This window comes from Legionella parisiensis (genome assembly GCF_001467945.1).
GTDB lineage: Bacteria > Pseudomonadota > Gammaproteobacteria > Legionellales > Legionellaceae > Legionella > Legionella parisiensis.
Map to the genome: position 1 here is coordinate 721,074 of NZ_LNYQ01000012.1, position 12,285 is coordinate 733,358.

Genomic DNA, 12,285 nt, shown 5'->3' on the forward strand with positions numbered 1-12,285 from the left:
ATAGGGTTTCCGTTAAGTATTTTGCGTCATTTGTTTAATTATTTTTCGGTAAAATAATGACTGTGATACAATAGTATTTGATCTATTAAACTTAAAATGATTGATGAAATACAATTTGTTGGACAAGGCTTATAAGCATTGCATAAACCATGGGTATCGATTTACGGAACCGAGAGAGCGTGTCCTCAAAATTTTAGTGGAAGAGAGAAAGCCGCTTGGGGCTTATGAAATCTTACAAAAATTATCAGAACAAACTGAGAATCCCAAGCCGCCTACAGTTTATCGTGCCATTCAGTTTTGGCATCAAGAAGGATTTATTCATTGTATCGATAGCCTTAAATCCTATGTTGCTTGTTTGCATGGACATCATATGGGGCAGGCCCAATTCCTCATTTGCAGTCAATGTGGTTTTGTCAAAGAATTAGAATGCGTTGTGGATTTCTCCTCCATAACCGAATTTGCGAATTCGATTCAATTTTCAATTATAAATTGTACTGTAGAAATTAAAGGCCTATGTGCCCGTTGTCAGCTGACCCATGTGAAAAATTAGGATTACGCAATAAAAATTACAGCAATATAAAACCAAGAATCTCCCAGATAATTCATTTCTGTCAATTTTACTCATCAATACTATTATTATAAGTAATAAGTAATTAGTAATCGAGGGAGTACACTAAGCATGGCAGACGAAGAAATTACAACAACTTCATGGTTTTCTCGATTAAAAGATGCTTTTCTTGGTATTTTTATTGGAATTGCCTTGGTTATTGGTGCTATTGTTCTTGTGTTTTGGAATGAAGGCCACAGTTTGCATATGGCTCAATCTTTGGAGCAAACCAGGAGCGTTCTAATTTCTGTGCCAAATGCTCCTGTAAATAAGCAAAATAATCTTAAAGTGGTCTATATTAGCGGCTTTGCGACGACTAAAGATAATATAACCGACTCCTTGTTAGGAGTAACAGTAAATGCTATCAATCTCGAGCGCAAAGTTGAAATGTATCAATGGAAACAAAAAACTGAAACGAGAACCGAATCACAATTAGGCGGTTCGGAAAAACACGTAACAACCTACACCTATGATAAAGTCTGGTCGGAAAGTGCAATCGACAGCTCTAATTTTAAAAGTCCTGTCGGACATCAAAATCCAGCGATGCCTGTTCAGTCACAAACAGAGTATGCGAAAACAGTAACCGTAGGTGATTTTTTGCTACCCAATGCTTTAATTAAACAAATTGATATCAGCGAACCAGTCAGTTTAGCCCAGGTTAATAAAGAAACTCTAAAGAGCAAATTGAATAAGCCAGTCACTCTAATCAATAATGAATTATACTTGGGGGAAGATTCTCAAAATCCCCAGCTGGGTGATCTGCGTATTAATCTAACAGTTATTAAGCCACAAACAGTGAGTATTATCGGACAACAAACAGGAGAAACCTTTCAGCCTTATTTTGCTCCTGCGGGGCAAAGTATTATGCTCTTATCAACAGGGCAACATTCATCTGATGAAATGATTGCACACGCGCAATCGGAAAATACTCTGCTCGCATGGGTTTTGCGTTTATTTTCTTTGCTAATATTGATTGGTGGATTCTCTCTAATCATGAAACCATTGGTTATTTTAGCTGATGTAGTACCCTTTTTAGGATCTATTGTAGGATTTGGCACTGGATTTATAGCATTTCTCTTGGGTTTTTGTGTGTGGCTCATTGTCACTGCAATTGCCTGGTTTGCGACAAGACCGCTCTTTTCTATTAGCTTATTAATTATTGCCGTCGTTGGTGGCTATATGTTGATTCAATTAAGGACTAAGAAAAATAAGCCCCTCTTCAAGGAGTGAGCCGTAATAAGTAGTATAAGTAGATGATTACGCGATTCCAGAGAGAATCGCTATCCATTATCCTTACCCTGATCTTGTTGTGCTAACTGAGATTAGAGTTCTATTGTAAAAAGCCCCTTAATAAGAAGGATAAAACCTATAACTCGCCGGTTTTGCCTCCACTGCATGGGTTAACTCACTGATTTTTTGTCTCAGCTCACCAATGGTCAGTTCTTGTTCCTCAATGAGTGTTTTTTGCTTGTGCTCTTTCGTTTGCAGCCTTTTAAAGAGAATGTAAAACATATAAAGAGCAGCATAGTGTTTAGAAGAGGTAGTTTGTGATTTCTTTTGATTTTCTTCCTGTTTGCTTGTTAATGAATTCAGTTCCTGCTTTTGCTCTGAATTTATCTTTTTTTGCACTTCGTTTTGTGCCATGAGTTCAGGCACTAAAAGCACATGTTGATATTCCATGCAAATTTGTTCGGCAATATCTCTAATCCGCTCATTAGACGTGTAGCTGTATATATTAAATCGTCTTAATACTTCATCGTTTAAAATTTCCCCAGAGTTACAGAGATCACCTCCAATATAGCCATCATTTTTTAAACCTGATAAATCAAGGGCTGTCTTTTTGGTGTCTTCGGTTTGGCTGTAAGTAATTCTATAAGTTTTATGTTTGGGGGTATCTAAAAGGAGTTTAAGATCGATTAATAATTGAGTAATTTGCTTTTTGAACTCTTCTAATTTTTCGGGTTCAAATGAAATTTTTTGGTCGCATAGAGCTTTTAGGGAGATTATTTCATGCAAGATATAATATAACAAAGGCCTGCGACCGCTATCTGAGCACTGTTTAATGAGATCATTCAAACGTATTTTAAAATGGATGTCTTGATTCTGAATTATTTCTTTAGCACATGATAGTGATTTTTCTCTGAGGAGATTCTCATCCGTTGCAACAACCAATTTTTTCACTTTTGGCTGACTGTCGTGATAGCGAATTACTACAGCAGTCAAAGAATAAAGTAGTTCTTCTAGTCTTGTCATGTAAAATTCCTTATAAAGCTAAATCCATAGTCTAAATGTGGAACTACATACCAACTTGATATTTCACTATATTGAATGTTTTGCTGAAGTGCAAGTCTCTGTTCGGACATCCGATTTAATTAGTTCTAGCATAACCTGTGAATTTTGCTTTAGTATATATTCTATCAGTACAGTGTAGGCAAAAGTCACTAGCGCATTAATTGAAGAATATATAATGAGCGGCAAGTCACTAAAGTTTTTAGGTAGAATAAATCGACACTACTCGGACTGAGTGCATTGTTCCTGGCATTGTTAACACCAAAATCAAGAGATAACCATTTTTTGGTATTTCATTTTGTTATGGTTGAGATAGGGATTCTGCGGCATATTGACCCGAAGTCCAATTAATACCGTATTTATATTTGGTTTATAATCTCCTTGCAATGTATCCCCTGATATGGGTTCAATTTGAGTCCGTCCCGTGCTGTTATATTGGGTGAACTGATACGTTAATAGTAGGTCCAGGTTGTTGTTTAGTTTAGTGATTGCTCCTGCCTTTAATCCTCCGCCGGTTAGCCATTGTTTAAAGTCCGTGCTGATTCCCACATCGCCTGCCGTGTTGTCCATTTTAACCACAAAACGACCCCATGAAATTCCTGGTCCTGCAAAGAAACGAACTGATTCATTGCATTGATATGCAGGCAGTAAAAAAAGAGAGAATCCATATTCTAACTTCTCTTGGGCGTTCACATTTTCATTAAAAAACCATTCGTTGACTTTATAGTGTGACTTGCCAGTGAATAAATCCGCATCTCCCTCTATGGCAGTGGTAAATTTTGCACTAAAGGGATATTCATATCCGGCGAGCAATTGGCCATGAAAATTAGTATATGCATTGTTAAAACTGGAAGATGTGGGGATTACTTCCTCAAGCGGGTAGCGCAGGTCTTTATGTACAGTGACTGTATTAATACCTAAATTAATACCCGAGTAAACACCTGTATAGGCACTAAATGACAGCATATACATGATAATTGTTGCTATGTAATGTTTATACATAATTAAGCCTTGTCTATAAAATACTGGGAATAGTAATTGGGTTTGAGGTTACACGAGTCTTATTTCCGCCAGTTGCAGTAATTGTGACATTATGTACTCTCGTCGGTGTCACAATGTTTCCTATGACGAAACGGCGGTTTTTGTTGTCCAATGTTACAGTTGCCCCAGGCAAGCCATTCACTGTATAGACTTCACCGGATAGGGGGGCACAACCCGCATATAAGACAAATGCTTCATTAGTATTCATTGGATTGCGTTCGGCTGTCGTCAATACAGGTGCTCTGGGCGGAACCGCAACGATCGAAAAATTATTTTTTGAAACATTAAAAAAGCTTCCATTATTTGCCTGTACCATAATTCGAGCTGTAGTTGAGTTTAGATTAGGAACACAAATTTGTCCGTATCCATTATTTGGTGAATTTAGCATGAGAGGATAGGGAAATGTTTTTCCTCCATCAATCGATAAAAAAACGCTTACAGAAAAAGCATTAATTGGATAAATATTGGTATTAGCAACATCCCAAGTGACTGTTTGTGGTGACAGACCTGTCCAAACGATACCTGAGGTTGTGGGGGATGTTACTATAAAGGGGCCGGCACTGCTTAGAATGGTTATCCCAGTATCGGTATATGCATTACAGGAGCCTCCCGGGGTATTTCTCCGCACGGAAACTCTAAATTTCATAATGCGAGAAACGGACGATAACACTTCCCAGGTAAAAGGGCCTCCATTGTTCAGAGCATTGAGATTAGGGAGAAAACGCGTACCCACAGTTTGAGGCGAAAAACTCCTAAAATTCGGACCACCAGTTGCGGTACTTACTGGCGGCTGGGGAGAGATTTCATTGTCCATCTGTTCCCATGTATAAGTTAATACTCCACCTCCACTTTTAGTTGCTGATGCAATCAAAGCAAAAGGAGTTTGAGCAGGAATAAATCCTCCGTTGACGCTATTAATTACAGGCGCACTGGCAATGGGTGTGGTTACGGGGCAGGTATGCGAAGGGCTGGAGACAAAATTTCCCATTTCCTGAAGGCTGATACCATTAAAATAAGCATTTGAATTATTTTGCACATTAGGGGAACAAATCCCTGCATAGCCCATAATTGTACTACCGCTTCCAGGTTCTACAGCGGTTGGCCCATGTCTGTTGCAATTATTGTTTTGTACGTGATTCGCTCCAAATTGGTGGCCCATTTCATGGGCTACATAATCAATATCAAAAGGATCTCCTAGAGGATTTTTTTGACCAGTAACCCCGCGGGCTTTTACATTGTTGTTACAAACACTGGCTAATGTTGCAAGACCGCTTCCAGCCGAATCAACAACATGGCCAATGTCATAATTGAGAGGGCCAATTACTTGGTTAATATTCCTTTGATTTTGATTGATCATCCTATCAGGATCGCCATGTGTATACGGTTGATTATTCGGATTGGTATAGATAATGAGATTGTTATTGGCAATAATCTGCATGGTTATCGCCATATCGATTTCATAAATACCATTCACTCTGTTGATTGTGGTTGCTTCAGCAGCCAATGCTGCGGCTACTGTTCCACCAAAGTATTGTGTGTATTGAGCTGTTGCCGCCATAGCCAAGCGGTATTTTTTGAGTCGGCACGGATTAAAATTAGCAAAATGCTTTGAGCTTACAGGAGAGGTTGCTAATGGACTTTGACTGTGCACCCCACATTTTAAGCGTTTTGAGGTAATGAAATCTTTTTTATAATAAACAATGTAATATTGAGTATCCCCTTTTTTTAAAGGATCAATAAAAACGTCACTTTGTCCTGGTCTGAAAATCATTGCATGGAAACCCTGTGGGGTGAGATCCAGTTTGACAAGTTCGCCTGGTTCAGTGACTCCATAAGCATCATAGGTTTTAATTTCAGGAAATTTTGCGCTGAGTTCCGGGTGCAGCGTACTATTTTCTGTAACCTGATATAGGTTCGTCGTTTTATCTGGCAGAGGAAGCTCAATTTGTATTGATTCCCCTGATTTCAATTCATCTCGATGGGGAGCATTCTCCAGCTCAGCATACAGTTGGCTCAGGTCAATCTCAATAAGGCGAAAATGACTTGCCTGGATGTTATTTTTTATCGTAGAAGAAATTTCCGCTGGATCTACATCTTTAAAAAAATGTTGAATCACCTTATCTTGGGCAGAAGCAATGAAACTGAATAGAATGAGTGATAGAGTAAAAAGCGTCCTTGTCATTATATTTTATCTCTAATAAATTAAGAGAAAGAATTTATCATTAGCAGAAAAAGAATTCAATTTGAAAAAAGGCTTTTGGCCTTTTCGTAAAAAGAGGTTCTACCTATGCTTTTTTAATGGCATGTTTTTTAAAAGAGTTTCACACGCTTGAACCGTTAGCGGGTGAGAATAATAATATCCCTGGATGCAATCAATACTATGTTTGCGTAAGAATTGAAGTTGTGATTTATTTTCAACACCCTCGGCCACAACATTAATATTTAATTTATGAGCAATCGTGGCAATTGCTTTAATAATCGTTTGATCTAAATAATCCTTATGGCAATTATTAATAAAGGCTTTATCTATTTTAATTTTCTGAATAGGTAAGTTTTTTAAGTACGACAAACTTGAGTAACCTGTTCCAAAATCATCAATCACTAAATGAACACCCATTCCTTTTAATGTCTCAATTTCTTTATACAGCGCATCATTGTATTCAATGAAAACGGATTCCGTAATTTCTAATTCAATGCACGATCCATTCAACCGATTTTCAGCCAAAGCCTCACCGACAATTTTGCTCAGTGAATGGCGAATAAATTGTATTGCTGAGATGTTGATTGCAATGGGGCCTGGAAGTATTTTTTGATCCTGCCATATTTTTGCTTGATGACAGGTCTTTTTAATAATCCATTCGCTAACAGGAATCATTAATGAGCTTTTTTCTAAGCTACGAATGAATTTTGAAGCTTCTATAATTCCTTTTTCAGGGTGATTCCACCGCAATAAGGATTCAAGCCCTATGATGTGTCCATCAGTGGTGTAAAATGGTTGATACATTAAGAAGAATTCTTCCTTGTCATAAGCCTGTTGTAACTCTTTACCCAAACCATGGGTTTGCTGATATTCCTCATACAACTCTGTTGAGTAATAATGAAATTGATTCCTGCCCTTTTCTTTTGCTTGATAAAGAGCGGTATCAGCTAACTTAAGAAGCGTTTCAATATCTTGGCCATCATTAGGGAAGATACTGATTCCCATACTGGATGCAATTTGAATTAAATGCGCATCAATTGGAACTGGTTTCGAAATTTCACTTAATAATTTTTTTACAATCATAGTGATTTGTTCTTTAGAATTAATATTGGATAATATGATTGTAAATTCATCTCCGCCTAGGCGTGCGGCAAAATCACATTCACGCAAGCATGAATTAATTGTTTTTGCAATATGAATCAATAACTTATCGCCATTATCATGCCCCAAAGTATCATTTATTACTTTGAAATAATCGATATCTAAGAATAATAAGGCGACTTTCTCATGAAAATGCTTTATTTGTTTGGTCATTTGTTGAAAAAATTCATAAAGCATATTTCGATTGGCTAATCCGGTTAAAGGATCGTGAGTTGCCTGATAATAGAGTTTGGCATTTTCAAGCGAAATCATTGCTTGCGAGGCAAGTAATTGAAGGCTGTCCAAATGGTTTGCTGTAAATGTATGACTTGTACTATTGTTCTCTAAATACAACATTCGACACAAATTTCCTTTATAAAACAGCGGCATCATTAAAAGCGAGCGTGGATTTTCTCCCTGAACATATACGTCTTGAAACGTTAATTCTGACTGTCTGGCATTATTTAAAATGATGGGTTTTTGAGTTCGCTGAACATAATTTAAAATAGAAAGCGGATATTTTATTTCCCTTTCTATATTTTCGGACCCAATAAGATGAATACTTTGTTGTTCTAAATCACCTTCTGCTTCGACAACCCAATTCTCACTATTCTTAGTTAAAATTATACTTCGCTGTGCTCCGGCATGTTCTAATACAATGACTAAAAGGTTCTGCAGTAATTTATCTAAACGAATTTCACTGGAGATAAGTTGAGTAAATTTTAAAATGGTCAGCATATCAATCGTCTGATTTTTTGCTTTAGCTTGAGTTGGTGGAAGCATAAGCGAAGCAAGGGAAGCATCTGCTGCGTTGTGATTCATTGGCTCTAACAGCCTCACTTTTGTATTTGCCCCCCAATCTTTAAAATAACAATGCGCATTATGCAAATAAATTTTTGCAATTTGATTTAAGTTAAGATTAAGACAATAATATGCCGCTCGTTCATTTGCAATGGCCGCAATTAAAATGATCCCTCCTGCCAATGCTGTTTCTATCGTTTGTTCATAAAGTGCAAGAGCTTTCTCATGCTGTCCGTTTAAACGGGAGAATTCAGCCGCAAGAAGCATGGTGTAGACTTTAAAGTTTTCAGGACACCAGGAGGCATATTTTTTAATAAAAAGATCCAGTTGTTTTAGTTTTTTTAAAGAAAGACGGTACATAGATTTTGATAAATAAGGCAATTGACAAAATAGAGCTAAAGCAAAGAAGAACTTACCATCTAAATGACTTATTAAACCTTTATCGTATTCAGAGTGAAGCTCATGATTCTTTCCCGCTTTAATTGCTTCAGAAAAATTTCCCAGTAGAAAATGTAATAATGTCAGAGAGCTATAGAAGAAGCTTAATTCGGTTTTATTTCTTCCTTTAATAATATTTTCTTCAAATAAAGATATTTGTTTCATCTTTGTGGAGCCTGGTTTTTCCAAACATTGGCATAAATAGTCCCAAAACTTTGCCACTTCAATAAAATCAGAAATTTTAACGCGTGACATAAAGGACAGTGTGGTCTGTACATTCTTTTTTACCTCATCGAGTTTTTTTCCTGCTGAAAGCGAATGAAGAACCAAAAGTAAGTTACTGTAATTACTGTATACTAAATCTCCGATCTCACTACACATTCTAAATGCTTTAGTAACAGTGGCATTACATAGATGTATCGACGTTTGATAGGGTTCGATAAAAGAGCCTAATACAAATTGGTTTTTACCTTCGAAACTTGATGCCCCGTATTTTTGCTTTAGGTTGTTATAAAGTGTTACAAATGAAAGGGCTTCATGATAAAGATTTAATGAGTGCATTATTATAAATGCATAAACAGGAATAGACATTGAGGTGCTTTCGGTATAACCATACTTTAAACTTAAACTAATATTTTTGCAGGTGAGAATAACAAACAGCTGTTGATTCGTGATAAATGCACTATTGAATAATTGCGTAATTAAATCCACAAGCGCAATTTGTTTTGCATCGTTCATTAACGGTAAATTTATAGATTCTACCTCAGTATTTTTTAGTTGGAATTTGACTTTATAAATGGCAATTAATACATGCACTAACTTAGGCTTTCTAGGCAGTTTAATGCCAAAATTTCGCAATGTATTCAATCCCATTTCTAATGCTTCGGAATGTTTCCCCAAGGTGGATAGAATCTCTATTTTTAAACGATAAATTTCAATTTCATCAAGTGGGTTTTTTGCGTGTTTTAATAGTTCAGAAAAATATTTATCTGCAGTTTCGAAATCACTAATTAAATATCTGCAAACAGCTAATTCCTTGTGAAGCTGGAATGTCAAATTATAATTTTTTTCCCAATGATTAGGTTTTAATAATTCAATGCCTACTGATAAATATTCATTAGCCGCATAATAAGCAGATGCGAGTTTTGCTTTTTGACCTGCCCATAAATTGTATTGAGCCAGTTTTAGTCTTTCTTTGGAGCTACGGATTAAAGCAATACTTTGATTAAAGTGCTCGAGTACATCAAATAATCGCTCATCATTTTCTATTAGTGGTTTGTTTTTTAATAATAAGCGGCCAATTTTTAAATGGATACCTGGTCTGGCTTGTATATTAATAAGTTCGTAAGCCGCTTGCTGAATGCGGTCATGAGAAAAATTATAATGCAGGGAGTTCGTATCGAGGGTGGCAACATGTTCATCAAGTCCCATTAGGCCTAATGTTTTATAGCTCTCTTCAAGCGGATAAATAAGATTTGCTTTAATCGCCTGACACAGCTGTTCTGCAATTTGACTTGTAGATTCACGACTAATGACTTTTAAGGTATTAAAATCAAATTGATGACCGAAGCATGAACCAAGTTTTAAAATTTCCTGGGTAGTATTGGGAAGTAAATGAATTCTGGCAGTTAACAAATCAATTACATTATCTGTAGCGCTTTGTTGTTGGGCTTTGGCTAAATCCCATTCCCATGCACCTCGTTTATAAGAAAAATTGAGTATTTTTTGCTCATAAATGTTTCGAAGAAATGCGTTAATAAAAAAAGGATTTCCCTGTGTTTTATCATAAATACATTGAACAAGTCCTTGGATTTTTCTTTGTGAGCCGGATAATGTGTCGTGAATAAGCTCTTGGATGTTATTTAATCGCAAGGGTTTTAGAGTGAGAGTACTGAGATTTACCTTATTTTCTTTTAAATTATTTATGCTTAATTGCAATGGATGATTCTCATTAATTTCATTATTTCGATAAGCTCCGATAATGAGTAAATAATTTGTTTCCCGATCTTGTAATAAATTTTCTATAAAATGAAGCGAGGAATTATCTGCCCATTGTAAATCATCCAAAAACAGAACGAGTGGATGCTCCAATTGTGCAAATACGCGAACAAAATTTTGAAATACGAGATCAAAGCGAATTCGGGCCTTAGCAGGATTTAAGGGGCATACCGAAGCTTGCTTTCCTATAATTAACTCAATGTCTGGAATAACATCGATAACAACCTGTCCTACATTACCTAATGAATAAATAAGAAGTTTTTTTATTTTTTCTAAACGCTCTTCACTTTCGGAAAGTACTTGTTTTACCAGATTTTTAAAGGCAGTAACAATCGCACTATAAGGAATACTTCGCTGTAACTGGTCAAATTTACCTTGGATATAATAGCCTTTATACTGAATAATGGGTTTATGGACCTCTTTAACTAAAGAAGTTTTGCCGATACCAGAATAGCCCGCAACAAAGATCATTTCTTTAGTGCCTTGACAAACGCGGTTAAATGCTTTGGTTAGCTGATTAACTTGTTTTTCTCGGCCATATAAATTGTGAGAAATGATTAAGTGATCGCGAATATCATGTGCCCCTAGTGAAAATTCACTAATTGATCCTTTAAGTTGCCATTGTCTGAAACACTCCTGAAGATCGGACTTCAATCCAATAATGCTTGAATAGCGTTCTTCCGGCATTTTACCTAATAACTTATCGATAATTTCTGCGAGCATTTTGGGTGTATCTGGCCTAGCGTGTAATACGGTCGGTGGTTTTTTCGCAATATGGCAGTGTACTAGTTCAAGTGCATCAACAGCTTGAAATGGCAATTGATTTGCCAGCATTTCAAAAAAAGTAATACCAAGCGAATAAAAATCAGTACGATAGTCAACAGGCCGGTTTATCCTTCCTGTTTGTTCCGGTGAAATATAAGCTAAGCCTTCTTCAAATTCGCTGAGCTTGAGATAATCAAAGGTTTCTTCGGCAAGCTTTGTTGAAACGCTTAAGTCAACTAATTTAAGAACCATATTTTCAGGATCAATAACTATATTGGATGGATTAATTTCTTTATGAATAATTTGTCGTTGATGCAATTCCCCCACAATATCAACGAGTTGCAATGCTAAGTTAAAAAAACCATCAATACCTAATTGATGCATTAAAAGATAGGAGGTAAGCAACTGCCCTTTTACATCCTCGAGGATTAAAACAGGTGTATAGGTATTTTGCAGAAAATCATAAGCTTTAATGATCTTAGGCGTTTCAATCATCTTCAGTAAATGAAACTCATGTTGTAAAATGGCTAAGTTTTCAGAACTCGGATGTAATTTATTGGGGGTTTTTAGCAGGACTCTACACCTATCTTTTAATCGCAAGGCATAATAGGTATCAATATTATGGTTACGGCGCATTTTTTCGCGTAATGCATATCCGGATATAGAAATCATTTATCTTCTTTCCATCATTCGATAGCGTGAAACCTCTTAAAGCGAAGGACGCTTTTTTTTATTATAGAAGATATTTGCATGTGATTTTAAATTGTACAGTTTTTTATTTGTAAAAAATGACCTTATAAAAAATAAACGATGATATATCAATATCCTATTTGATGTGCGAATCGCTAATCTATGGAAACCGGAAGAATTTGTTTGTTACTTGAATCCGTGCAACCTGAGAAATGAATGCTCTGTCTCCATGCTCTGTTTTTTGACATCACTACAGTCGGTAGAACTCTTGTTTAAATTTTGTGGGGGGGGGGCTCAGGAGCAAGTCAGGGCAGGG

General features: G+C 36.4%; 6 protein-coding genes. 2 read left to right on the top strand and 4 right to left on the bottom strand.

Annotated elements, in window-relative coordinates:
- The first annotated feature begins 103 nt into the window (after positions 1-103).
- Together Lpar_RS05690 and Lpar_RS05695 are read left to right on the top strand one after the other, a co-directional pair.
- The gene (locus tag Lpar_RS05690) at positions 104-550 is read left to right on the top strand and encodes a Fur family transcriptional regulator (protein WP_058517011.1); all 447 of its coding nucleotides are present in this window, start codon (positions 104-106) and stop codon (positions 548-550) included.
- Positions 551-679: 129 nt separating this feature from the next.
- A complete protein-coding gene (locus tag Lpar_RS05695) occupies positions 680-1,837 on the top strand; it encodes a TMEM43 family protein (protein ID WP_058517012.1) in 1,158 nt (385 codons plus the stop codon).
- Between the two features lie 117 nt (positions 1,838-1,954).
- Here Lpar_RS05695 and Lpar_RS05700 read toward each other — a convergent pair whose 3' ends face one another.
- The 4 genes from Lpar_RS05700 to Lpar_RS05715 form a co-directional block, all read right to left on the bottom strand.
- Positions 1,955-2,860, bottom strand: a complete 906-nt coding sequence (locus tag Lpar_RS05700; protein WP_058517013.1) for a hypothetical protein — start codon at positions 2,858-2,860, stop codon at positions 1,955-1,957.
- A gap of 303 nt (positions 2,861-3,163) precedes the next feature.
- The gene (locus Lpar_RS05705) at positions 3,164-3,898 is read right to left on the bottom strand and encodes an outer membrane beta-barrel protein (protein WP_058517014.1); all 735 of its coding nucleotides are present in this window, start codon (positions 3,896-3,898) and stop codon (positions 3,164-3,166) included.
- Between the two features lie 13 nt (positions 3,899-3,911).
- Positions 3,912-6,119, bottom strand: coding sequence for a reprolysin-like metallopeptidase (locus Lpar_RS05710; RefSeq protein WP_058517015.1), 2,208 nt, complete (start codon positions 6,117-6,119; stop codon positions 3,912-3,914).
- A gap of 99 nt (positions 6,120-6,218) precedes the next feature.
- Complete coding sequence (locus Lpar_RS05715; protein WP_058517016.1) at positions 6,219-11,951, bottom strand: EAL domain-containing protein; 5,733 nt, start codon at positions 11,949-11,951, stop codon at positions 6,219-6,221.
- Between the last annotated feature and the right edge of the window lie 334 nt (positions 11,952-12,285).

What these genes read in the sequence shown, in the direction of transcription:
- Lpar_RS05705 (WP_058517014.1), bottom strand. Translation starts at nt 3,898, where the DNA reads ATGTATAAACATTACATAGCAACAATTATCATGTATATGCTGTCATTT.
- Lpar_RS05700 (WP_058517013.1), bottom strand. Translation starts at nt 2,860, where the DNA reads ATGACAAGACTAGAAGAACTACTTTATTCTTTGACTGCTGTAGTAATT.
- Lpar_RS05715 (WP_058517016.1), bottom strand. Translation starts at nt 11,951, where the DNA reads ATGATTTCTATATCCGGATATGCATTACGCGAAAAAATGCGCCGTAAC.
- Lpar_RS05710 (WP_058517015.1), bottom strand. Translation starts at nt 6,119, where the DNA reads ATGACAAGGACGCTTTTTACTCTATCACTCATTCTATTCAGTTTCATT.
- Lpar_RS05690 (WP_058517011.1), top strand. Translation starts at nt 104, where the DNA reads ATGAAATACAATTTGTTGGACAAGGCTTATAAGCATTGCATAAACCAT.
- Lpar_RS05695 (WP_058517012.1), top strand. Translation starts at nt 680, where the DNA reads ATGGCAGACGAAGAAATTACAACAACTTCATGGTTTTCTCGATTAAAA.